The organism is Flavobacterium sp. KACC 22763 (genome assembly GCF_028736155.1).
GTDB lineage: Bacteria > Bacteroidota > Bacteroidia > Flavobacteriales > Flavobacteriaceae > Flavobacterium.
Genome location: NZ_CP117879.1, coordinates 1935400 through 1960522, shown reverse-complemented (window position 1 = coordinate 1960522; position 25123 = coordinate 1935400). Strand labels below are relative to the sequence as shown.

General features: G+C 36.7%; 22 protein-coding genes. 14 read left to right on the top strand and 8 right to left on the bottom strand.

The window, feature by feature from the left end:
• Positions 1 to 17 precede the first annotated feature (17 nt).
• On the top strand, positions 18 to 1511 hold the full coding sequence (locus PQ463_RS08245) for a DUF1254 domain-containing protein (protein ID WP_274257191.1): 1494 nt from the start codon (positions 18 to 20) through the stop codon (positions 1509 to 1511).
• Positions 1512 to 1650: 139 nt separating this feature from the next.
• On the opposite strand, the gene PQ463_RS08240 is transcribed toward PQ463_RS08245, so the two are convergent.
• The 4 genes from PQ463_RS08240 to PQ463_RS08225 form a co-directional block, all read right to left on the bottom strand.
• The gene (locus PQ463_RS08240) at positions 1651 to 2136 is read right to left on the bottom strand and encodes a hypothetical protein (protein WP_274257189.1); all 486 of its coding nucleotides are present in this window, start codon (positions 2134 to 2136) and stop codon (positions 1651 to 1653) included.
• A gap of 484 nt (positions 2137 to 2620) precedes the next feature.
• Positions 2621 to 2758, bottom strand: a complete 138-nt coding sequence (locus tag PQ463_RS08235) for a hypothetical protein (RefSeq protein WP_274257187.1) — start codon at positions 2756 to 2758, stop codon at positions 2621 to 2623.
• Between the two features lie 184 nt (positions 2759 to 2942).
• Positions 2943 to 3104, bottom strand: coding sequence for a hypothetical protein (locus tag PQ463_RS08230; RefSeq protein ID WP_274257185.1), 162 nt, complete (start codon positions 3102 to 3104; stop codon positions 2943 to 2945).
• Positions 3105 to 3108: 4 nt separating this feature from the next.
• Entirely contained in the window at positions 3109 to 3636 is a 528-nt protein-coding gene (locus tag PQ463_RS08225; protein ID WP_274257184.1) for a hypothetical protein, read from the bottom strand.
• A gap of 527 nt (positions 3637 to 4163) precedes the next feature.
• Here PQ463_RS08225 and PQ463_RS08220 point away from each other — a divergent pair.
• Positions 4164 to 5288: a S41 family peptidase gene (locus PQ463_RS08220; RefSeq protein WP_274257183.1), complete on the top strand. Its 1125-nt coding sequence runs from the start codon at positions 4164 to 4166 to the stop codon at positions 5286 to 5288.
• A 775-nt stretch (positions 5289 to 6063) separates the two neighbouring features.
• Here the strand turns inward: PQ463_RS08220 and PQ463_RS23410 are convergent.
• Entirely contained in the window at positions 6064 to 6270 is a 207-nt protein-coding gene (locus PQ463_RS23410; RefSeq protein ID WP_443135191.1) for a transposase, read from the bottom strand.
• Positions 6271 to 6693: 423 nt separating this feature from the next.
• Between PQ463_RS23410 and PQ463_RS08210 the strand changes: the two genes are divergently transcribed.
• From PQ463_RS08210 to PQ463_RS08155, 12 genes are all read left to right on the top strand, one after another.
• Entirely contained in the window at positions 6694 to 8298 is a 1605-nt protein-coding gene (locus tag PQ463_RS08210) for an arylsulfatase (RefSeq protein WP_274257181.1), read from the top strand.
• A 319-nt stretch (positions 8299 to 8617) separates the two neighbouring features.
• Positions 8618 to 9673, top strand: a complete 1056-nt coding sequence (locus PQ463_RS08205) for an HAD family hydrolase (protein WP_274257180.1) — start codon at positions 8618 to 8620, stop codon at positions 9671 to 9673.
• 17 nt (positions 9674 to 9690) lie between these two features.
• Positions 9691 to 10431 carry a hypothetical protein gene (locus PQ463_RS08200; RefSeq protein WP_274257178.1) on the top strand — a complete coding sequence of 247 codons (741 nt, stop codon included), beginning with the start codon at positions 9691 to 9693 and terminating at the stop codon, positions 10429 to 10431.
• A gap of 164 nt (positions 10432 to 10595) precedes the next feature.
• Positions 10596 to 10976, top strand: a complete 381-nt coding sequence (locus PQ463_RS08195; protein WP_274257176.1) for a helix-turn-helix domain-containing protein — start codon at positions 10596 to 10598, stop codon at positions 10974 to 10976.
• Between the two features lie 499 nt (positions 10977 to 11475).
• Entirely contained in the window at positions 11476 to 11925 is a 450-nt protein-coding gene (locus PQ463_RS08190) for a response regulator (protein WP_274257175.1), read from the top strand.
• A 1447-nt stretch (positions 11926 to 13372) separates the two neighbouring features.
• Positions 13373 to 13762: a single-stranded DNA-binding protein gene (locus tag PQ463_RS08185; protein WP_274257173.1), complete on the top strand. Its 390-nt coding sequence runs from the start codon at positions 13373 to 13375 to the stop codon at positions 13760 to 13762.
• A 35-nt stretch (positions 13763 to 13797) separates the two neighbouring features.
• Complete coding sequence (locus PQ463_RS08180; protein WP_274257171.1) at positions 13798 to 14157, top strand: DUF7222 domain-containing protein; 360 nt, start codon at positions 13798 to 13800, stop codon at positions 14155 to 14157.
• 29 nt (positions 14158 to 14186) lie between these two features.
• Positions 14187 to 14567, top strand: coding sequence for a Cas9 inhibitor AcrIIA9 family protein (locus PQ463_RS08175; protein WP_274257170.1), 381 nt, complete (start codon positions 14187 to 14189; stop codon positions 14565 to 14567).
• Complete coding sequence (locus tag PQ463_RS08170; RefSeq protein ID WP_274257168.1) at positions 14564 to 15880, top strand: PcfJ domain-containing protein; 1317 nt, start codon at positions 14564 to 14566, stop codon at positions 15878 to 15880. The genes PQ463_RS08175 and PQ463_RS08170 overlap by 4 nt, the downstream gene beginning before the upstream one ends.
• Positions 15881 to 16104: 224 nt before the next feature.
• On the top strand, positions 16105 to 16575 hold the full coding sequence (locus PQ463_RS08165; RefSeq protein WP_274257166.1) for a JAB domain-containing protein: 471 nt from the start codon (positions 16105 to 16107) through the stop codon (positions 16573 to 16575).
• Positions 16576 to 16877: 302 nt separating this feature from the next.
• On the top strand, positions 16878 to 17756 hold the full coding sequence (locus PQ463_RS08160) for a HamA C-terminal domain-containing protein (RefSeq protein WP_337992888.1): 879 nt from the start codon (positions 16878 to 16880) through the stop codon (positions 17754 to 17756).
• Positions 17753 to 20332 carry a DEAD/DEAH box helicase gene (locus PQ463_RS08155; protein WP_274257163.1) on the top strand — a complete coding sequence of 860 codons (2580 nt, stop codon included), beginning with the start codon at positions 17753 to 17755 and terminating at the stop codon, positions 20330 to 20332. The genes PQ463_RS08160 and PQ463_RS08155 overlap by 4 nt, the downstream gene beginning before the upstream one ends.
• 133 nt (positions 20333 to 20465) lie before the next feature.
• Here PQ463_RS08155 and PQ463_RS08150 read toward each other — a convergent pair whose 3' ends face one another.
• From PQ463_RS08150 to avs1c, 3 genes are all read right to left on the bottom strand, one after another.
• Positions 20466 to 24389, bottom strand: coding sequence for a P-loop NTPase (locus tag PQ463_RS08150; RefSeq protein ID WP_274257161.1), 3924 nt, complete (start codon positions 24387 to 24389; stop codon positions 20466 to 20468).
• Between the two features lie 168 nt (positions 24390 to 24557).
• Positions 24558 to 24875 carry a hypothetical protein gene (locus PQ463_RS08145; protein ID WP_274257160.1) on the bottom strand — a complete coding sequence of 106 codons (318 nt, stop codon included), beginning with the start codon at positions 24873 to 24875 and terminating at the stop codon, positions 24558 to 24560.
• Positions 24862 to 25122: an AVAST type 1 anti-phage system protein Avs1c gene (avs1c, locus tag PQ463_RS08140; RefSeq protein ID WP_274257159.1), complete on the bottom strand. Its 261-nt coding sequence runs from the start codon at positions 25120 to 25122 to the stop codon at positions 24862 to 24864. Before avs1c ends, PQ463_RS08145 begins: the two co-directional genes overlap by 14 nt.
• Position 25123: the final 1 nt, after the last annotated feature.

The window sequence follows — 25123 nt, the reverse complement described above, 5'->3', positions numbered from 1 at the left end:
GCAAAATCACTAAACCAATGGAAAATAAGCTCATCTGCGTAATTTTGATGGCAGCCTTGACGGCATGCAACCAAAATAAAAACAGGGATGCGGAAGCATCAAATTCTAAAGGGATTGAAAGCCTAGCGCCAGCCCAGGAGCGACGGCAGCTGCCAACGGGGCCCGACACGAATGTAAAAATCACCCGGGAATATGCTGCTCTGACAGCTAAGGATGCCTATTTTTGGGCATGGCCTTTAGTAAACATGTACAACCGCCGAATGGCTTTCAAGGATGTAAAAGAGTTGGCCTTGTCCGGGCCTCTTTTAATGGCTCCGCTCAATCAGTTTACGATGCTTACTGATTATGTGATACCTACGGAACGCGCTGTAGCCTGTCCCAATCAGGATGTGGTTTACGGCATTGGATGCCTTGCCTTAGACCAGTCGCCGGTTGTCGTGCAAGTGCCTGATTTTGGCAAACGTTTTTGGGTCTACCAGATAGTTGACCTGCGGACAGAAAGCTTTGCCAAATTGGGAAAGATGTACGGCAATAAGCCGGGCTTTTATTTATTGGCAGGGCCGGACTGGAAAGGCGAGGTGCCGAAAGGAATAACAGAAGTTTTCCGCTCGTCCACCAATACAGGATTGGTGGGACCCCGCGTTTTCCTGGATGACACAAAAGAAGACCGAAAAGCAGTTCAGGAGGTATTGAAATCGGTCGTGATGTATCCCTTGTCGGATTATGACGGCAAAATGAAAACCGTCGATTGGGCCAATATCAAAAAGCTTCCCGGAGGCAGCTCAGGGAAAGAAGAAGCGGTATGGGTAAACCCCCAGACATTCTTTGACGAGCTGCCTGTTGTGCTGGCAGATGCAAAGCCATTGCCAGGCGAGGAGGCAAAATATAAGCAGATACTTGCTGTAATGGAAGCCGCCAAGAAAGACCCAAAACTGAAACAGGCGATGATTGATGCAGCTGTTGAGACTGAGCGTCAGGTAATAAAACCTTTAATGGAATTCCGCAACTGGGGGATCCAATTGCCTTTTCACTGGTCAGGGGTAACGAACGGCGCATCGTGGGGCACGGATTATTTTACGCGCACTGCGGTAGCCAAATCCAATATCCTGGTCAATGCCCCAAATGAAACACGCTACTTTTATCAGGATCTGGATTCAGAAGGTGCCCGATTGAACAGCTCGAACAAATATAAAATTACTTTTGCCAAAGGACAGCTGCCTCCTGTTAATGGATTTTGGTCGCTTACATTATATAACGAGCATCACTTTTTTGAAATCAACAAGCTCAACAGATATTCATTGGGTACAAAGAACAAGACAATGGCATACAATTCGGACGGTTCGCTGACCATTTATATTCAATCAGTTCCGACTGATGCGAAAACCCAAAACAATTGGCTTCCGGCCGTTGAAAAGGGGGATTTTTCGCTTTATCTTCGCACTTACTGGCCAAAAGAGGAAGTAGTAAATGGAAAATGGACTCCGCCAGCTATAATGAAAGTAGTAAAATAGTTTTAAACTATAAGCGGGGATATCATTATCGAAAAGATTAAATGATAAAATAAAAAAGGCGCCAGTTGTCTTTAATTGGCGCCTTTTGGCTTTGTGAACCTGCTGGGATTCGAACCTTTTTAACAAATTAAATAGGAAATTATTTTCTCATTCTATAAATTATTTTCCGAGTATTGCTTTCTATGAGATCCCAATCCCATTTTTCGGGACTTCCCAATTCCGGATTTATACTTTCCCAGCTTTCTGCTCTTTTTTTTGAACTACAAGAAACATTGCATTTAATTTTTGCTTCAATATTAGGGAAACTTAGGTTAATAAAAATTAATCCCCAACCGTCTATCCTGTATCTGTAAGTTTTTCCTTTACACCTTTTAGGATCAAGTTTGATCTGAGTAACTAAAGCTTTTCCCTTACTCTCAGGATAATAAATTCCAAATGATAAATGCTTTTCTCCTTCAAGATTTGAATATTCAAAATAGTCTTGAAATTTAGAAAAATTATTAAAAGATACTATTTCTTGTTCCATTTTGGAGTAAGACTCGTAAATCACTGCGTTTGAATCCGATAAAATGAATTTAATCAGTTCATATAATTTATTCTTATCAATTATTTCTTCTCTTTGCATTAATTGGAATTGTATAATTTTGAATATTTTTCAATTTGATCCCTCTATTTAAATTAGTTAAATGCACATAACTATTTATAAAAATAACTCTAGAATAATTTTAATTGTAAAACTGGAGTATGAATTATTATCTCTCTTGTCCAAATCTTATCAAGAGTAAATACATTCTCGTTTCATAAATTAATATTAACTTCAATTTGATTTATTTTTTCTAAATCCCCTTTAAAATGGTTTGAAAATTGTTCCATTAGGACTACTAAGTAAAAAAGCTTCAGATTTCTCTAAAGCTTTCTATATATTTATTTTTGAGCATTAACTTCAGGATTTATCTCAGCACTGTCGGGTGTTTTTTATTTCTAGAGTGGTATAGCCTATCAGACTGAACCTGCACTGCAAAATGAAAATGCAGAGAACTTGCAGCAGATGCATTCTTGCGGCTTTTAAGTTGATAGCCCTCAGAAGATCAGACCCGCTGCGCTGCGGGCTAATTTTTAAGGGTTGTTTTCTTTTTCATTAGTTTTTTCTTCTGGAAAAAATCGCTTAAAGCTTTTTCTTCAGCTGGTGTCAGAGAGTTTAGCCCGCCGATGCTGTCTATTTCCAAGTCTAATTTTTTTGTTTTCATAATTATTTATTTTTGTTTTAATTTTAAAACAATGTTCTAATGCTAAAGGTTTGGAAATAAATTAAGCCTATTCTTTGGAGTGCAAACCGTGATAGTGGGCAGAAAAAGCAAATCATTCAAATGCAAAGCCTCTTCCCATTAGGCTAATTGCTCAAATCCACTGCTGATGTTATGCGATCGGCATTTATTTTTTTACCGTAATTTTTCCTTTTGCAGTTTTTACCGCAGCATTTTTTTTAGATTTTCTGCTTGCAATAAAATCACTGATTTCTTTTCGTTCTTTGTCAGTTAATGGAGGACTTTGAATTATAAAATCTACTCCTTTAGGTTCTTTAATCAAGTTCATCTCTCTAAGATTTAAAATATTTTTTCACTAATTTTTTTGCCGCTTCAGTTTCGATAATCATTCTCTGATTTTTAAAATGAAAAGCGCCTAGATTTTCTTCGTAATGTTTAATTAAGTTTGTTTTAGCTGTAAATGCGACAAAACCGTCAAAGCCTTTTTGGAAAGAGACTTTGCAGGCATAAGCCACTAAATTTCCTGCAACACCCTCATAAAGTTTATCTTTGCCAATATTAAACGGGGAACTTTCAAGCAAATTCATATAAATGTGGTCCTGTTCGACAGTTATGCTTAAAAGGCCTTGCAAAATTGATGGATTGTTTGCTATTGTCAGTTTATAGACTTCTTTCTGCAAATCTTTGAATTCTAATTTCCAGTCAAAATTCCAGCCATTCTTTTTGGTTGCATTTTTCAAGTCAGCTGTAGTCATTCTGCTGACTTCTGTTTGAAAACTGTCTCCAGAAATTGTGTTTAAAATGGAATCTGTTAATTTGTCAATTATGAAATCTTGTTCTATTTGAATTTTATTGCCCATACTTCAAAAATACGAAATAATTTGATTTTTATGAAATAGAATTTCTGCCGCGAATTTTCGGTCCGCTGCATTAGTTAGTTAGTTAGTTAGTTAGTTAGTTAGTTAGTTAGTTAGTTAGTTAGTTAGTTAGTTAGTTAGTTAGTTAGTTAGTTAGTTAGTTAGTTAGTTAGTTAGTTAGTTAGTTAGTTAGTTAGTTAGTCAGTTATATGTTTTCTCTTTTCTTCTTCTTCTTCTTCTTCTTCTTCTTTTAGATTGTTTTTTTTTCGATTTTGTTTTGGCCGGCGATTGTGGAGTTGGGAAAAGAGTGCGGTTGATTTTAATGGGGAGGATTATTTTATGGCCATTTGAAATCCAAATTGTTTAGAACAGAAAAAAAATGAAAGTAGCTATAGCATAATATAAAATAAACAAGACAACCCGTATTTTTCACTTTTGTAATTTGTAACTTTTTTAAGTTTTAATTGTAGCTTTTTTGACACGCACAAAAAAACAAAAGAATAGTTTTACAATTTAAAACTAATCCATCCATGAGAAGAAAACTACAATTGCAATTTCAAATTTGTAAAAATTGTTTCAAATTAAAAACTATTTTCTATTTTATCATCTTATCTTCGATCCAAAGCGTGTTTGCTCAAACAGAAACTGAAGATGTTTTAAATGGCATCTGGAAAATGAGAGGATATGGAAAAATTATAACTATTAATGACACAGCAGTAAACAGCTACGAAACAACATCTATTTCATGTACACTAAGTTCTCAATTGAAAAGAAATGATATTTTGCAATTGGGAACTATTAAAAGAGTGGATCAAAATTTGCTTACCATTACGCAGGGTATAAAAATATACACACTAGATAAAATAAGTGAACTGCCAAACACCGCTGAATGTAATGTAGCAAAACTCGAAGATCCTAATTATAATTTTGATGTTTTTTGGAATATGATGAATGAAAATTATCCTTTTTTTAGCGAGCGAAAAATGGATTGGCTCAGCATAAAGGAAAAATATTCAGGCAAAATCAAAAATAAAACTCAGTTACGCCATACTTTGAAAAGTATAATCAAACAGTTAAATGATGGGCATACAACCTTGATTATGCCTAAAAAAAATAGTGCATTTCCCCATTACAGAACAAACCATAAAACAGTCGTTTTGGAAGATGAAATTTTAGGACGTTATGTCAAGAATCCAATAAGATATGGAACGAGTATTAAGGGCAACGGTCTGTTAAACTATGGAATCACTGAAAATAATATAGGTTATATACAGATAAACAATATGCTGTTTTTTTCTCATAAGTACAAGAATCCTGACGCTCTATCGGGATATGATTATTTATTCGGCTACCTGAACGCATCTGAAAGTAATCCTAATCATTTTGAAGATGAAAAAAGCGGAATTAGAACGCTAATGGGGAAAATCATCAAAGAGTTACAGGGAACAAATGCAGTAATTATAGATTTGCGTTTCAATTCAGGAGGCTATGATTTGGTGTCATTAGAAATACTAAGGCATTTTATTGCTGAAGAAACTAAATTATATTCTAAAAAAGCCAAGTTGTTAAACGGTTACACAGAACCGGAGTTTGTTTCTGTTGCACCTGCTGACACAACATATAATAAACCAGTTTTTCTTCTCACAAGCCACTAGACTGCCAGCGCTCCGGAAGTATTGTCTCTTGGTTCAATTGCAATGCAAAATATTACGCGCATAGGGTCTAATACTGAAGGCATATTTTCTGATATTATAGAAAAAAAATGCCTAATGGCTGGATATTAAACCTTTCCAATGAAATTTACCAAGATATTAATGGGACTTGTTATGAAAGCATAGGAATTCCCCCAAATAAAAAAATAAACTATTCTCATAGTCAAAATGTATTTATTAGAAAATTAAGAAAGAAAATAGGCAATGGAGACGAAGCTATTGAAATGGTGTTTAAATTGATTGACAAATAGATTACTTCGAGCAAGACAGGTGCTTAGCAATGTCATGTTTAGTAAACAGATTTGCGGGCGATTCAAATTGATTGAAAGCAAAAAAGCTTCAGAGAAATCTGAAGCTTTTTTATTGGCACCGAGAAAGGGTTTGAATCTGTAAATTTCTGGAGACTTTTATCCCGACAGAATCTAATTCTCTAGCAATTCTCGGGCTCCTGTATCGGCATTGTTTCCACTGGTATAATCTTATGGTTTCGCGTATGATGTGGGCTTTTCGTACTGATTTTGCAGTGTGTGCTCTTTTGCGCCATCGAAAAAAACTGCCTTCGTGGATCTAAAAAATCAGACGCTTCTTCTCAATAGGAAATATTTCAGAATTTTCGCTGATGAATTCATATTTCACCCGCCGCTCTTTGACTAGATATTTTGAGGCTTTTTTAGGATATCTCTTTCTATTTCCAGCTGTTTTATCTGTTTCCGCAGCTTCAGCAGTTCATTTTTATGGGATATTTCAGCTGGGGTCTTTTTTTTGCTGTAAATCCACCTTCCTGATAGAGCTTCTTCCAGTGCTGCAGGGTGCTTGGGCTGATATTGAGCTCTCTTGCCACATCACAGACCCTTCCGCAGTGGATGCTCTTGGCGGCGGCCAGAATCTTAAAGCCTAAAGTAAAGGTTCTTCTCGTATTTGTCATGCCGTAAAATTAGCACTCATAAAGTTAGCTTTCAATAAGAAATTCTAAGTGCTATATGCTTCTTTTTTACTCCTTCAGATAAGCACTCCCCAATCTTTTAGTTGCGAAAAAGGTAGCAGCTCCAAAATAGGAACATGACATTATATGGGCTGATTTAATAAACCGCATAAATGGCTAATCTCTCAGAGTCTGTAAGCTCAAATCCGATTTTGAGGAAATAAGTTCGTTGCACTTTCTATTTTTTTGTTGCAAATTATAAAATGAAACCTTTTTACCGTTATTCTGTGTGGGTTCTTTCTTTAAATTTATATTCCCTTGAAAATGAGCGGACGCTTAAGCACAAAAAAAATCTTTAATCATTTTTTAATCAGCTCTTCCATGACATAACAAATTAATCTCTTGTATAATTATAAATCTCTTATTATGAAAAAAAGAAGACATCTATTATCAATATTGGCGCTCTCGTTATTTACGTGCGCTGCTATTGATGCCCAGACGAAAAAAAGCCCGAACATTATTATTCTGCTGTCAGATGATACGGGATGGGGTGATTTAGGCCCTTATGGTGGAGGGGAAGCCAGAGGCGCAGCCACTCCTAATATCGACCGCATGGCAAACGAAGGAATGCAGTTCTGGTCCTTTTACGGCCAGCCAAGCTGCACACCGGGGAGAGCTGCCCTGATAACCGGAAGAATTCCCAACCGCAGCGGTATGACAACAGTTGCTTTTCCAGGAGATGGAGGGGGGCTTCCAAAAGCCGAATGGACTTTGGCGTCTTTATTGAAACGCAAAAATTACAATACTTTTTTCGCTGGGAAATGGCATCTTGGCGAGGAAGATTATTCTATGCCCATTGCGCAGGGTTTTGATGTGATGAAAAATGTAACATTATATCACTTGAATGCCTACACCTATACGGATCCGGATTGGAATGCGGACATGCCGGATGATATCAGAGCAACGTGGGTTAAAGGGACTAAAGGCGCACTCGAAGGAGAGGCAGGCAAACCTTATAGAGAAGTAAGAAAAATCGATGGAAAAGTGATTCCGTTTTTAGATCAGTATACGGAAGAGGAATCCATTAAATGGCTGAAAGAGAATGCTAAAAAGGACAAGCCTTTTTTTATGGAAATTTCTTTTGCCAAAAACCACCAGCCTAACCTGCCTCATCCGGATTATGTGGGGAAATCTGCAGGAAAAAATAAATATGCCGACTGTATTGTCGAACTGGATTCAAGAATAGGCCGCATCATGGACGAGGTGCGTAATCTTGGAATTGCTGAAAACACTTTGGTTATCTACACAGTGGATAACGGCACTTGGCAGGATGTATACCCTGATTGCGGCTATACGCCTTTCAGAGGAACTAAAGGGACAGACCGTGAAGGGGGAAGCCGTATTCCGACCTTGGCTTGGTGGCCAGGGAAAATCAAGGCAGACAGTAAGAACAGTGACATTTTAGGAACACTTGATTTTATGGCAACATTTGCCGCTTTATCAGGACAGGAGCTGCCAACTGTAGACAGGGAAGGAAAACCGACTATTTTTGACAGCTATGATATGTCGCCGGTTTTATTTGGCACAGGCAAATCAAAAAGAAATATGTGGCTTTATTTTACGGAAGACGAATTGGCTCCGGGAGCAATCCGAATTGGTAAATTCAAGGCGGTATTTAATCTGCGTGGCGATGATGGCGCCCATACAGGAGGTCTGGCAGTAGATGCCAATTTAGGGTGGAAAGGGCCAGCAAGTTATGTGGCTACCGTACCGCAGATATTTGATTTATGGGCAGATCCCCAAGAACGCTATGATTTGTTTATGAATAACTTTACCGAGAAGACATGGTTTTTGCCAACTGTTCAAAACATTCTTGCTGATTTTGTCAAAACGTATGAAAAATATCCGCCAAATCCATTGCAGAGCCAAATGTATCCTGGACCAATAACAATCAATGATTACATAATGATGAAAAATGTTCAGGAAAAACTTAAAGCCACAACTACTGCAAAAAGAAGCGGAGGCGGGTGATAAAATATCGGCTGAAGATTGAAAAGCTATTATTTGGCTGCCATGAAATATGTGATTTGTTTTAAGAAAGGGCTGGCTATGCTTGCATATAAGCAGCTGGCTCTTTTTCTAATGCCGTCCCTCAAAGGTTTCTTAGCATGCAGAAGCATATGAAGCAAGCGAGAATGTTTGAGGTTTGGAAAAGGGAGGGAAGAGCAAAAAAAGCCCCTCAAATCGTTATGTAGTGCCTTAACTTTAGCTTTAATAAAGAAGGGAATGAAAGATTTCAAATTTTTATTAAGGTCATATTTTGACCACCAGCAAAATTAAATCAGATAAGATGAAAAAAGTAAATAATACAGCAGGCCTTAAATTATTCCTTTCCGTTGTTTTGCTGATCGCTGCAGCAGGATGCAAAAAAGAAGGGATTAAAGAAGACAGTACCGCCAAGGAAAAAGCTCCGACAGCAGTCTCAAGCGGTGATCATCTGCCATCATGGAACGATACAAAAGTAAAACAGGACATCATTGCCTATGTAAAAGATGTAACCAATACAGAAAGCCCTAATTTTATACCTGTAAAGGACCGCATCGCAACTTTTGACAATGACGGTACTTTATGGGCTGAACAGCCTTTTTATTTTCAGCTTTTCTTCGCCTTGGATCAGGTCAAAGCCTTAGCTCCCAAACATCCGGAATGGAAGAGCAAGCAGCCTTTTAAAGCAGTGCTGGAAAATAATATGGAGGAACTGATGAAGCAGGGCAAAGCAGGATTGATGCAGATAGTGGCCGTCAGCCATGCGGGAATGTCTATCGATGAATTCGAGGCTAGCGTAGGCAGATGGATCAGCACGGCGAAGCATCCGACAAAGAAAAAACTTTATAGAGAACTCATTTACCAGCCTATGCTTGAATTGGTCAAATATCTGCAGGATAACCAGTTCAAAGTATTTATTGTTTCTGGGGGCGGTATAGATTTCATGCGCGCGTGGGCAGAGGATGTCTACGGAATCCCAAAAGACCAGATTGTGGGCAGCACACTCCAGGCGAAATATGACTACAACAATGGCAAACCGGTGATAACAAAACTGCCTGCCCTGGATTTTAATGATGACAAAGAGGGAAAACCAGTTGCAATAGAAATGTATATTGGAAAAAAACCGGTTTTCGCAGCAGGAAATTCAGACGGCGACCTTCAGATGCTGCAGTGGGCGGCTTCCAATAAATACAAGAATTTTGAATTGTATGTCCACCACACAGATTCTATCCGCGAATGGTCATATGACAGAAAATCTCAGGTGGGGACACTCAATAAAGGGCTTGATGAGGGAAAGGCTAAAAATTGGGCTTTTGCGGACATGAAAAAGGATTGGAAAGTGATTTTTCCGAGCAATTAACTGATCAAATGTGAGCTATGAAATTGAAAATATTTAACCGGGAAGCAAAAGGCGCCAGAGATTATGCTGCGTCATTAATGATGCTCTTCGTGGGGCGCATTGCTGGGGCTGCTCAGGAAACCGAAGAAAACAAGGAACCGCAGAGCGGTGCCACTTCGGTAAAACTATCGCAGGAAGTGATGACCCCCACCACTTTAGCCTGGCAGCTGCAATTGGAAGAATATGCAATTTTTAAGACTGAGGGACAGGATGGATTCGCACAAAATTTTCGTTTTAGGGGGATAATTCCTTTGAAAGAAGGATTTTTAATAAAAGTGCCGCAGCTGATAAGGGTTATTACTTTTTTAAATACGGCGCCAGACGGCAAAACCGGATTGGGCGATCTGACTTTGAACCAGTTTTTTCTCCTCACCAAGAAAGACTGGGGGAGTTTGGTGCGGGATGGAATATTCAGATCCCTACAAGAACCGACGACCAGCTGGGTTCTCCCCAGTGGAGTATCGGTCCGGCTTTCACAGTTACTTTCACAGATCTTGGAAAATGGCAGATGTACTGGATATGGGAAAATTTTTTCTCCATATCTGGAAATGACAAGTATGGTTCTTCCGCTTATGCCGTCTTGCAGCCAAATGTCTTTTATACATGGGCAAATGGGGTTTATGCTGGGATTGAGCCCGAATGGCAGATCGACTATAAGACGGGAAAAGTGGCTATACCGATGGATTTCAGGGTTGGATATATATGGTCGGGCAAATTAAAGTATAATGCTTATATCGAACCTGAGGTTATGGCTTATAGATCCGACGGCTATCCGAGAAATTCTTCAAATTTTGGAGTTAGATTAGGATTTAGATGGTATCTGCCAATGTAAAATCTGTCTAACTGGCGGTATTAGATTGAAATAATTTAAAAAAATAAGCATATGGGTAATATGTTTCACAAACTAACAAAGGTAGAAAAAGAAGAATGCTTGGTAAAAATAGAATTTTACACGAATTCTAAAAAGCTTTTTTTGAATAAAGATTTCTGCCTGGCCCAGCTGGCGGAAGAAACAGGAATTACCGGGCATAAAATTTCTTATCTGATTAATTCCGAGTTTGGGGTAAATTTTAATGATTATGTAAATTTAAAAAGAATTCAATGCCTGCTGGAAAATATAAATGACCCTATATTAAAGAATCTATCTATTGAAAAAATGTCGCTTATCTGCGGATTTGGCTCCCGGGCAAGCTGTTTTAGGGCATTGCGCAAACATAAGGGCAAATCTTTAAAACATTTTAAAATAAGCTCGCACCTTTCATAATATTTCTTTAGTTGAGTTGGATCAGAGATAAATCAATCTTGAAGGCTCGGCAGAGCGGCAATAAATCTGGCTGCGAGTCAGTTAATTTGCAACTGTTTCATGGAAAGGGTTCTAATTTTATTTAATGCAGTATTACAAGTTCTTGCATAATCTAGCAATCATCTTTTTATTTTTAGTATCATTATGGCCAGATGGCATATCGTTAATCAGGCAGTAAGTTTATTTAAATGGATAAAGTATTAAAAAAAATAGTTAGTTAGTTTTCTTTTAGATTTTCAGGCTGGCGCTGAAGAATGTTTGGATTTTTCCAAACGGGCATTTTGGGTCACAAGAATGATTTTTTTTTAAAGCTTTTTCTTTCAAAGAAAAAAAAGAATTATCTTTACTGTCACCACCAAAAAAAGTGTAATTCTATTTTCAATTTTAAGACCTAAGTTTTTTTTGCTAACCGTTGCGGTTTTGGGAGCTATTTCATGGCCGCACTATAAATTTAAAAGCTATGTCACAAAAGCGAAATCGGGAGAAAATTATCTATCTGGCAGAAGATGATGAAGATGACAGGCTGCTTTTTTTTGACGGTGTGCAGGATTTAGAGCTGCAGGCAGCTGGCAAGGCCGCCTGCGACGGGCAGGAACTGCTCAATATGCTCGACAAGACTGCAGAGCGCCTGCCCGACATGATTTTTCTGGATATCAATATGCCTATCAAAAACGGCTTTGACTGCCTTGAGAAAATCAGAAGTAGGGAAGGTGCTTTGAAGGAAGTAAGGATCATTATGCTTTCCACCAGCAAAAGCCCCGATAATATCGAGCTCTGCTATAAGCTTGGCGCTGATTTCTATGCTGTAAAACCAAGCAGCTTTCAGGGGCTGAAGGACCTGCTCCAAAAAGTATTTGAAATGGAATGGGGCAGTTTTCAAAAAAGCGCCAGCAAATTTCTGCTTGCCTAGACAGAAAATCTTATCGCAACTGTCGGAACGTCAAGACTAATGGTTCGGAAAATCCGTAGTGTTTTAAAGTTAGTGATATGGAAATTTAGATTGCTAGGATCTTGGAATAGAATAATTATCGGCAAACAATAATTTAAAGATGGGCAGTATTGCTCATCTTTTTTGTTTTAATATTGTCTTAAATGAGCTAAAATCCAACATAGCGGGCATAATATTATGGAAAAGACTTGTTTCAATTGCCAGAAGTATCAGCAGACCAGCTGTCAGCACTGGCAAAAACCACGAAGCCTTTCGGGTTTGAGCACTAAGGCGGTGGGTTTTTCCAGCTTTATTTTGGCCCGCGAAGATGTAGGAGGCCAGGCAGGTTTATTTAGATAATATTAAGTAGTTAGTTAGTTAGTTAGTTAGTTAGTTAGTTAGTTAGTTAGTTAGTTAGTTAGTTAGTTAGTTAGTTAGTTAGTTAGTTAGTTAGTTAGTTAGTTAGTTAGTTAGTTAGTTAGTTTTTGATTGTTTGAGATTTTTCTCTTTTCTTCTTCTTTTTTTTTTTTAGATTTTTTTGTTGTTGTCTGCTCTTAAAATTGTATAGAATATTAGTTTTTAGGAGCTTTTTCCCGCTATTCGCTGCAATCTTCTGCGCCGAACATCGCCACAGAAGGATTTCCACTGCTATCGGGGCTAAAAAAAAAGCAGAATTCATTTATAAAGATAGAATACGATTTTTTATAAGAGCGGGATGCATCCAATTATCTCGTGAATTTGAGAATGAATTTCTCTCGACACTGTTGAGAGTTTTTTATTTCCAAATCGATAAATTGAATAATTATTCTGCGGTATAATAAGGCAGCGCATAATCTAAAAACCAGTTTGGAAAGTTCTCTAATTTAATTTCTATGTTGTTATGGTATAATTCAGCTCCGTTGTATAGTCCTTGCATTCGCTGTGTATCAATCTGCTTATATATTTCTCATTCACGATCTCAACTGCATTTTCGTAACCGTACTGTGTGCCTGATAATTGGATCCTTTTGCGGACAGCCGTAAATTTTAGCTCCTTGAAAATCTTGTCAAGGAACTCCAGTGCAAGGATTTCCAAATCTCCTCCTCTTTTTTGACATGGAAAACAAATTTTAAATGTATCACAAATATAGATTATATCCAGCCAATCTTATTGTGCATTTTGTTTTCCTTTTTTGAATCCTGGCTGGAGGAAATAGGATAGTCTTATTGGTTTTCATTCGAAACGGATAAAAAGGCAGCCAAGTTAGCGTGCACCGGATCCTGCAGGCGCATAACGGCGCTGCCGCCCTTCGGGACTTATAGCCCTCCGTTTCCTTGATGCCCGCTTTATTGCTGCTTTCTTTTTTTCCGTTTTTTCTTTTGAAAACATTTTGTGGGAAAGGCAGGGAAAAAGGATTTTAAAACAAGTAATCACTTAAAATTTAGAAATCATGGAAATCACAGGACGATTGACAAGGGATGCGGTTGTTGCCAAAACAGCCAAAGACAGGGAGGTGGTAAATTTTTCAATTGCAGTCAACGACAGCTACAAAGCAAAAGGAAGCGCCGAAACAACTAAAATAGTAACCTACATAGACTGTTCCTATTGGCTCAGCTCGGGTGTTGCGCAGTGGCTCAAAAAAGGCGCGATGGTTGAGCTTTTCGGACGTGTAGGAGTGAACGCCTATCTCAATTCTGAGGGCAAGGCTGTGGCAAGCCTCACTTTCCACACAAGCAATATCAAAATACTGGTATTTGTCCCAGATGCGCAAGCCTTGCAGGGAACTGCCGTTCCTGCCAAAAACAGCAAAAAGGAACAGCCTGACGACCTGCCTTTCTAATCCGAATCAAATGTATAAGCCTAAAGAAATGAGTTATGAAAGCCTTGAAAAAATCAGTATACGCCGAGTATGACGTGCGCGATGCATTCCAAAAGATAATCCTTTTGGAAATGCAGTCTTATTACGGAACAAAAAAACAGCAGCTCAAAGCATTCCTTGAAGACATGCAGAGAAGCGGATGCATCAGCGGTATGATATCCCAGTTTATTTATCATGCCGACTGTAAAAAATTCTACATCGAACATCTTGATGATTTGGAAGACATCAGAAAAGAAATGGAAGATTCCATTGGGGAAGCCGTAAAAGACCGCTACGGTCTGCCTCATTACACCTTTATATGCTGGCTCTGTTTTGAAGAGTACTGTTATGACATCTACAGAACCTCTTTTGAATAATCTTTTTGTTTAATCTTAAATCTTCCCTTATGAAAGCTTCAGAAAACTTTAAGACCGCTATAGAAAACTATCTCAATCAGACTGCCCTTGCCGATGCTGTCTTTGCAAGGGACTTCTCCAAGGAATCGAAAAACTTGGAAAGCTGTTGCAATTACATTTTCGGCGAGGTGAAAAAAACAGGACTGTGCGCCTTTGACAATCAGGAAATATTCGACATGGCGGTCAAATACTACACCGATGAAAGCATCGGACAGCCTCAGCTAGTTAATTGCAGGGTAGTGGCTAGTCCGCCTGCAAAGGCTGATTTGTTTACTTCAGTTGTAGAAGTTCCGCAGAATACTGCCGTTGTAAAAACGGCAGTAATTGCTCCCAAAGCCGAATCGAAAATCTTAACGCTTTTTGACCTATGATACCTAAAACAATCATCGAAAAGCAGATTGTGTCCCTGAGCGAGACCCTTTCGCCTGTAACCCAAAAGATGCAGGTTTGGGCAGAGAAAAACATTTTCATCAAATGGGGCGTGCTTTCAAGGGGAAAATTCCACTGCCTTGACTGCGCACACTCCTGGAAGCCTGATGCGCTGAAAGCATCCTGCCAAAAGTACATCAACTGCACTGCGTGCAATGGAAAGCTTAAAATGCACCAGTACAATCAGGTGCGTTTCAAAGAAATAGAATATTTCGCTGTGTTGGATGTATGCGGGGGATTTCAGGTCGTTCGCATCATCTGTTCGCACAAGGATATGAAAAAGAGCTGCAAGCCGACCTATTTTCATAAGGAAGTAATGCAGCATTGGATAAACGGGAAAGGGGAGGTGCGCACACTTTCTCTCGGCACGAACGTTTTTTCACAGGCCTATGATACATGGAAATACTATTCTCCCCTTGAAATCCGCCCAAAAAGTTTTGAGGATTCTCCCAAATTCCGCATCAATCCTTATAAGGTTTATCCGTCTTCAAAAGCGATTTTCGTTCTGAAAAGAAATGGCTTCAAAGGCAGTTTCTACGGTATCGCCCCACAGGTGCTTTTTACGGCTCTTTTGAAAGATACCCACGCAGAGACGCTCCTAAAGACTGGGCAGACCGATTTTCTTGTTTATTACCTGACCTCATATTCACAGAACATCAGGGAGAACTGGCAGGCAGTCAAAACCTGCGCCAAGAACGCTTACAAGGTTAAGGACTTCTCACTTTGGGAAGATTACATTTCCCTGCTCAGATGGTTCAGAAAGGATTTGAATAATGCCGATTTGGTATGTCCTGAGAATTTGGAAGAGGTGCACGACAGACTTGTGGAGAGAAAACGCATAATCCAAAGACGCCAGCATATAAAAGAGCTACGCCAAGAAATACAGCAGGCGCAGATTGGCTATGAAGAGCAGAAGAAACGGTTTTTCGGGCTTGAGTTCACAAAAGAGAATCTTTCCATCTGCGTGATGGAGAGCGTGCACGATTTTCTGGAACAGGGCGATGTGCTCCGACACTGCGTATTTACCAATGAATACTACAAAAAAAGGAACTCCCTTATCCTTTCGGCTAGATTTGAGAACAAACCTGTGGAGACTATTGAAGTGGCGCTTCCCTCGCTTGAAGTTCTGCAGTGCAGGGGAGACAAAAACAGGGTTTCCCCGCACCATAAGCAGATTTTGAAGCTTCTGCATCAGAACCTCTATCAGATTAAAATGCGCATGAAAAACAAAAAAGAAGAAAGAGCCGAAATTTAGTTTTCGGCTTTTTTGTGGAATTTCGCGGCGCAGACACTTGAAGGAGATATTGTTTCAGGGTTCAGGCTTAATTCCGAAACAAAGTTCGGGAAGGAAAGGCGGTTCGCAGAAAAAAATTCCCCCATAAATGCAGGAGGGAAAACCTGCTTTATTGCGTTGCTTTTTTCGCTCGCTTTCTCATTCCCGAATGGGGTTCCATTATTAATCTTTAAACTCAAGAAATCATGGAAACTTCAAAAACACTTCAGAACTGGAATCAGGTAGCAGAAGTACAGTTGGTCTATAAAACAAAAGTGAAAGCTTCAGAAAGACCTTATATCAGTTCCTCCAAAACAGTTTATCAGCTGGCGCTCCAGTTCTGGAATCCAGATACAATCGAATTTTTCGAAGAGTTTAAGATCCTGCTTTTGAACCAGTCCAATAAGGTATTGGGCATGTATGAAGTATCCTCAGGCGGAATTGCCGGCACTTCAGTAGACCTCAGGCTGACATTTGCAGCGGCGCTTAAATTTAATGCAGTATCGCTGATTATGATCCACAACCATCCGTCAGGTCAGGTTAAACCTTCTGAAGCAGACAGGCAGATAACCAGAAAAGTTAAAGAAGCAGGCAGAATAATGGATATCACACTGCTGGATCATCTTATCATTACTCCTGAAACTTATTATTCATTTGTAGATGACGGAGCTTTTTAGCTCTGTTATTTAATAAAAACTTTTTATCAAAAGCAAGTTAGCTTTTTTATTAACGGTTGTATCACAAAGAATTTTAACAAATAATACTGTAAAAATTTATTTATAGCAATTTTCTGCAAAATGGATAATTCAACTTTATTAAGACTAGTATTATTTTTTTGTATAATTGTATTGTTGATTTTTCCAAATGAAACTTTTACTAAAAAAAATAAATATTTTTTGTTTAATCTTCTAATAAAATATATCTGATGAGTTTAAAAACTGACATTAGAAAAGATTTTCTAGATTTATTCTACTAAGATATAAAGGATCTGGAGCTGGAAAATTCAAATAAATTAAATTTATTTACTCTACGGGTTACTAATAATCAATTTGTTTACAATGAACTAATTGAGTTATTAGCAGACCAGCTACACTATTTTGCTTTATCTAGAACTGAGGTAAAGAAATTAGTTGATGAAGGAAAGTTTAGGTCGCTTACTGATAAAGCAAGAGGTCTTCTAAGAAATCATTTAGAAATCAAAAAAAATCCATTATCTACGGCTAAAGAGACTGAAGGAGGTGAACTTGGGGAAATATTACTTTATTGCCTATTAGAATCTCATTTAAATGCTCCAAAAATTTTAACGAAACTAGAACTTAAAACGTCAAATCAAATGTTTGTTAATGGTGCAGACGGAGTTCATTTGCTGAAATTAAACGATAAGGATTATCAGTTAATTTTTGGAGAATCAAAATTACATTCGGATTTACAACAAGGCATTTATAAAGCATTTGAATCCATTGGTAAATTACTTTCCCAAAAAGGAGCAAAAAAAGACTTTGAAATTGAACTAGTAAGCAGCCAGCTGATAAAGGAAGCTTACGATGAGAATAGCTATGATCTCTTAAAAAAAATTATCATACCAAGTGCAAGCACAGACGAAACAAATATTGACCATTCGTTTGGAATCTTTTTAGGGTTTAATATTGATATTGATGACGATGAAAAAAGAATGCCCAATCATGAATTTCGTGAAAAGATCAGAGCTAAAATTACTGCTCAGGTTAATTCATTATTAAGCTCAATAAATTATCAAATAAAAAAAACAGAATTTACGGGATATAATTTTTATATATATGTAATTCCATTTTCTGATTTAGAGAAGACTAGACAGGACATAATAAAGGAATTGTTATGAGCCAAATAAAAATCATAGATAAATTAACCGAGGACATACTACATGGTGAATATTTTAAAATTTTATTTGATAAATGTTCTTTGATAAATGCTGAACAAGCTATAAATAAAAAGACAAAAAGCATTCTTTCAAATAAAGAATTGAAGGACTCCTTGAGATTTGCGGATATTCTTTCAAATTCATCAGATTCATCTGCTAGAAACAGAGCTTACCAGATTGTCACATTTCTCAACCACAATTATTGTGAAAATGAAATATATAGAACAATGTCAAAAGCCATATATTCAAAATTGGGTAATTTTCCCGCAGTAAGATATCTGGAAAACTTAAATTCTAATCGTTCGTTAATACCATTTGACCGAATGATTGAAGTGGAAGCAAAAAAGATAATCCAGCATGTTCCGGACTCCGAGAATCAGGTTTTTACGGATTCTCAATATTTATTGTTTAAGAATTTAAGTTCTAGCCTCAGATTTAGCTTTTCTGGTCCTACTTCGATGGGCAAATCATTTATAATAAAAGCTTTTATTAGGAAAGTTATAAAAAATATTCCTCCCGAAAATTTAGTTGTATTGGTTCCTACAAGAGCGCTGATAAATCAGTTTACCATAGATTTAAAAGGAGAATTACAAAGTATACTTGAACGCTATAATTATAAAATTGCAACAAATTCCAATATTAGCGATTTACTGACGGAGGAAGTTCATAACTATATTCTCATTTTAACACCAGAAAGATTAATCAGTTATTTGTCGCAAAAGAACAATCCTCCTATAGGTTTTTTATTCGTAGATGAGGCTCATAAACTCGCACAGGAAAAGGATTCAAGAAGTATAACCACTTATTCTGCTATTGAACGAACGTTGAGTAAATACGGTAAAAATGTTAAGCTGTATTTCTCCTCGCCCAATGTTTCAAATCCCGAGGTTTTTTTGAATTTGTTTGACAGCCAGACCAGTGATAATTACTTTCAAACAGACGAATCGCCTGTTTCGCAGAATTTGTATTTTATTGACATAGTAAACGAAACTGTAGAGCTAATTGAGAAAAATGATTTCAAAAAAATTGAGACAGAAAATTTTAATGAAAAATTTTCCACGATCAGTAGAGTGATAGATTATTTGGGGGAGAATTCTAATAATCTAATTTATAATAACAGCAAACCAAAAACCATAAATGGAGCGGTTGATTTTGTAAAAAATAGAGATAACAAAAAAAAAGAAATCACAACTGCCATTGCCAACGCCTCAAAACAAATTAGGGATTACATCCATAAAGATTATTTCTTGGCTGACTTAATAGAAAATGGGGTTGCTTACCATCATGGAAAACTTCCGCAATTATTGAGAAATCTTGTAGAGGATTTATATAAGAGCGAGGAAATCAGGAATGTATTCTGCACATCGACATTATTGGAGGGAGTCAATATGCCGACTAAAAACTTATTTATCCTAAATAATAAAAATGGTTTAGGAAAATTGGAGGAAATTGATTTTTGGAATCTTACTGGCCGGGCGGGTAGGTTAAATAAAGAATTATTTGGAAATATCTACTGCATCAAGCATGAGGATTGTACATGGGAAAATAAAAGTACTATATTTCTTAAAAAGCCCATTACCTTAAAGCCTACAATTTTGACCAAAATTGACAAGAATTTGCAGAAAATAGAAAAAATTTTATTAAACAAAAATATCAGTGGCACGGAAACTGAAAAAGAAATTCTAGATTACATAGCAAACATAATATGTATCGATACTTTAGAAATCAGGTCTTCATACAAAAGCCCTGTTATTGAAAAACTTATCGAGAAAAATAAACAAAAGATAATTGACATTGCAAAAAGCATTACCAAGGATATAACTATACCAAAAGAGATTCTCAATGCCAATCAGTCGATCAATATCAGCAAGCAGCAAAAAATTTTTAATATTTTAAAGGGAAGACACTTAAAAAAGCAGGAAATAAGACTTCCAAATACTGATATTTCCTATGCTGTCTGTCTGCAGATTTTGGAAAGTATGTATGATTTATATGAGTGGGATAAAGCTGAAAAAAAGCTTTCAAATAAGAATAGTATGAAATACTATGCTGTTATAATGAACCAGTGGATGAATGGAATAACTTTAAATCAAATCATCGTTCAATCTCTTAACTGGCATGATGAAAAATCCTTGCAGATACAAGTTGATTACATTGAGTTTGCAGTATTTGAGAAAAATAATTTAAATCATGTTAACATTGTTATTGAAAAAATTATTGATGATATAGAATACGTCTTAAGATTTTTGTTTGAAAAATATTTTAATCATTACTATCAAATAGTAATAAACTTATTAGGTGAAGAGAATTCAGGAGAAAATTGGGCAACCCTTTTAGAATACGGTACTCAAAATAGAATTGTTATCGCATTACAGAATATGGGATTATCAAGACATACGGCAATGATTATCTATAATAAATGCAGATATGCGCTTACTATTCAGGATTCCAAGCTGGTTTCAATCAACAAAAGTGAAATACTTAAAAATTATAAAGAATCATCAATAGAGTTTCATGAAATAACCACTATGTTATAATATTCTAGTTAGATAAAATACCTAAATACATTATTATCGCTATACCATAAATTGTTATACTTGAAAGTTAAGAGTCCGATGTTATTAAGTATGCTATGGCTGGCAATGGTGTTCACAATGTTTCTTTCTATTGCTAAATTTGCGGTTGGTTTATTTCCTGCTGCGCAGCTTCAATAATCTTAGAAATAATATCCTGATCTGACCATAGCTTTTTTGAATTACAGTTTTCATAATACCAATTTATAAAGCTATTGTTTATCTTGCTTTCAGGAATCAATTTAATGTTTTTTTCGACTGTTTCAAGATGTTTGTGTTCTAGTTCTTCAAGCCATTCCTTATCAAATATTTCATCACTGCTTAAGATTGATCTTGCCTGCGATAACTTCCATACTTCTAATAAAATTCTGTATTTGAGGTCTGCCGTTGACTCTGTCGCCTGTTTTCTTATTTCGACATTCAAAAGATCAGCATGTTCATGATCCGGAATTATAGGTAAAGGGAGGTTTAAATTCAAATCTTCGAACTTAGTGTCATCAAAATCATTTAAAATTTCAAAAAAATCCTTTTTGAATCTAAATCCGCTTATAGCTATGTTGTCCTGGATTGAAACTATTGAGAAAAAATAGGCCGGGTAATCAGCTAGACCGCGAAGTGAATATGCAAGCAAAAAGATGTTGTTTTCCTTTGTGAAATCAAAATCTTTGATACCAATTACCACAGTATCGGCACTATCCATTTTGTTGATTCTCTTGGGCATTATAAAATCATAACCGATTTCCAGTGATGCCGCTTCCAAAATTTGTTTGAGCTGGGACATTTCACTGGTAATAAATTCAGTATACCAATTTTCGATGGCCAGACGCCCGACTTTGACGGGAATCTGAGTACTGAATGGAAAATGATTCATCAAGTAAGTAATACTTTTGTAAAGACGTTCGTATATAATATTTTCATCCTTATCTACAGATAAAGTATCAAAGTATACGGCAGTCAGTTTTTCTATATCGTGAAAAGAAGCCTGCATTTCTGTAAGTTTTAAAAAAATAGACTTGAAATTGTTTGAGGCTACATATTGGTCATTTTCTCCTTTTGGATTAAATAAGTTAACAAATTGGGAATTTGAATTCCTAATTGCGCCAAGCCAAGAATTGATTGATTTTTCTGCTTTCTTTAGGTCGTCTTTATCAGGCATCGTATTGGCATATTTTGGATACGGCTTTACTGGTGTCAATAAATTGTTGAGTTTATCGCTGGCCTGCACATAGATTTCAGTTTCCTTATCTCTTTTGGCTTTATTTCCTTCATAAGAAGAGTCAATAATCCTCAGGGCGCTTTTACACCATTCTATAGCTGCAGCTCGTATTTGCAGATTTTTTTTCTGCCATTCAAAAGCTGAATTTTCATAATAATTTCTGCTTATAGTTTCTATCCATATGTTAGAGTATGAAGCTTCAGATGAATCCGGAACGATTTCCGGACTGATGCTTTTAGTTGCATCACTTCTTGTTACTCTGATGATTTCTTCTGTTGGAAAAGGCAGTATTATGGGGTGGGTATTATATTTTAAATAATAAGGAAGAAAATTATAAACATATTCAATCCTATTCATGCTTTGATTGACCGTTGTTTTTGATGATTCACCATCCCATATGAAATGTATGTCAATATGATTGTCATTTTCTTCAATTCTTAAGGATTCAGTGTTTTTTCTAAGAAAGTTTATAATATTTTGTTTGTTCTCCAAAACATAATTTTCATACAATGGAGGATTTGATATAAAGGCATATTGAAAAAGTCCTACTGCTTCTTCGATTGGAAGATTTTTTAAGTTTTCGGATAAGAAATTTGTGTCAAAGGGAATAGTTAGTTTTAGATCAAGCTTTATAAACCATTTTGCTAGATGGCCGAGACCTACATATGATGGCTTGAACGAATTAGAGCTGTTGATTTTCTTTATTAATGCAGTTGCCAGATAATTTATATCACCTCCCTTAAAATCATATTTTGATAAATTTTTCAAAAGATCTCTCTGTCTGGTCATATTTGCACTGAATTGACTTGGCATCACTTTTAGAAGGTCATCATAGGTGTTGATCTGTTTGCCAGGTATTGTATGCATTACAAACAAATCCAAGGCTCCAATTTTGAATGCCTCGTCAAAGTGCTGCTGATTTTCGAGCCAGTATTTTTGAGGTTCAGTATGAGAAACACCATTGAGCGCATGCAACATATCCATATATGTTCCATGGCTTAGAATTTCTGAAATATTATTATAGAATTCGAAAGATTCTTCTTTTTTGATTAACAGCGCTGCATTCTGAAAGAAATTTTGCTTGTCGGAATCTTGTAGTAATTGATAAAGATTGATAAATGTGTCTGAAATAGCCAAAGTATTGTGCAATAGGTGGAGCAGATGATTAGAACGAATAGGATGCAGCCCTTCGATATTTTTCCCGTCAAAATTAAGAAAATACTCGTTTTGAAGTTCGTTAAGTACTTCACCACGGTCTTGATTTGCAAAAGTTACAGATTTTTCGATGTAACGGACAAGATTTTTAGTTTCGATTTTTAGTTGGAGACAATCAGCTGCCGATACGATTCTAAGAATTTCCGTTTTGGCAGCAGGACTTCTATCATCTTTTAATTTTTTAATCTGTGATTCAAGGCGTTGACTGATCATTTCACCACGAGTCAGCAAGTAAGTGTATTCGATCAGCAGTCCTTTTTCTAAAACCTGTTCCCAGACCGGCTGCCATTCTTTAATTTCCGGATGCAGCTTACCTTTTTGTTTAAATTGGTTGAAGATGTCTTCAGCTTCCTCTTTTCCGATGCTTATGTCTATCGGCTGCAGGCTGATAGTGGAAATGTCCCCCCCATATCTTATCCAGTCTTCGTGCCTGGAAGTGATAATATACTGAACCGGCAGAAGTGATGTACGCTGTACCAGTTTTTGCCAATGATCTACTTCTGCATCTAGACCATCAATAATCACAATTGGGAATTCACCAATCAAAACTCGGGAATGAAGAAACTCCATAACCGAATTAGCCTGCTCCCAGTTATTTGTAATATGAAGCTGGTAAATATTACGTTTTTCTCTCAGCGTATAACCCGTCTGCCAGGCAAGGGTAGATTTTCCCTGCCCACTTGAAGACCTAATAAGAACGACATCATTAGTTTTGACAGCCTGGATTATTTCTTTTTCCCATAATTTTCTCCGCGCTGGAAGGCCGTTTGAAATATGGTAAGGCTTGGCAGATTTACCATCATAATAATTTAAAAGGCTGGAAGGTGATTCATTAGAATAATTTACCTGCTCTATCCAGTTGTTTTTGACAGCTTCATTTTTGACAGCCTTTGAATAGGAGTCTCTGACATCTTCAAATATTACGCGAACATTTTGATGGCTGATTGTTGCGCGTTCCTTAGACCATTGTAAAATATTATTGAGTAATGCATTTATAAATTGTCTTTCTGTACCGATGTTGACGTTCCAAAATTTAATTAAAAGCGTTGTTATGCTGTTTGTAATTTCATCAAATGATATTTTCTCATATGATATTCTGCTTAAAAAATCCTCAATATTAAAACTAGGTTTGTAGTAACTTGCTATTTTTGATTCCCAATGTTTAAGTGAATTTGATGTAAGCTTGTTTTCAAAAAGCTGTTTTAAAGCACCGTCAGATACTTGGAAATTGTAAACCAGTCTGAAACTACTTGAACTATCTGCTAAATAAGTTTGCAGGAAGTTCTGAAGAATATTCCAGTTCCAGAAATCACCTGCATTTAATTTGTTATCCGAGGATTTTAGTTGTATGAATTCACTTGAGCTAGTGGTCAAGGAAGTTTGTGTTAAGTCTATATCTTCAATTCCTTCAAGAGTTATCTTTTCGTTACCTGCCGGTTCTTTTAGTTTGTCAAGAATTAGATGGCAGGAATACAGAACCTGGTAATGAATCCCTCTAAAGTTAACCGCTCCACCGTTTCTTTTTTTTAGGAGAGTATTTAAATCCTCCATGATATCTAATGTTTTTATTTTTTTGTTTTGAGGCTGCATATTGATTAATTAAAACTTGAAGGATTAGCTAACTATTAGATATTAAATTGAAGTTGATCATAAAACTAACGATAAAAATCTCAGAAAATTTATTACACTCCCGTATAAATTACAGCATTTAAATTCTTAATTTGCCTTAATTTTTGTGGTAGAAATGCTATCATCTTGTTATTCAATTTCTGGCGACATATTTTGTTCACTGGATTCTTCTTTTTCTTTATTAAGGTCTTTAAATTGTATAGATTCCATCCATTTTTGCATGTTGGCATGAAGTCTTGCTTTTTCATCGATTGTAGTCATATCAATCCTATGATTGGGAAGTGATTTTACTTTCCTTAAACTTGGAACTACGGAGTGGTATAGGCCGTAATCCTTAATGTCGTTTTCAACTTTATATTTAACTTCTTCAATCGACAAAAATATGTTATGTTCAAATTCTAATCTTGTTGTTGGCGGAGGCATACCTCCGAGATTATTTTTTTTCATTTTGGTCTTCGTATTTCATATTATCAAAGTTTGATACTGAGTTTGCACTAAGTCTGGCCATTTCATTTACAGTATGGAAATCAATGCGTCCGTTTGGTAATTTTCTAATTTTTTGTAAACTTTCAGCGCTTTTCCGGCTGGATTCTGTAAATGACATTAGTCCATTTCGCAGCAGCTCTTCCAAAATACAAAAATTGCGTTCGAAATCCTCGCGAGAGGATAAAAATTGTTTCTTTATTTTTCCCATT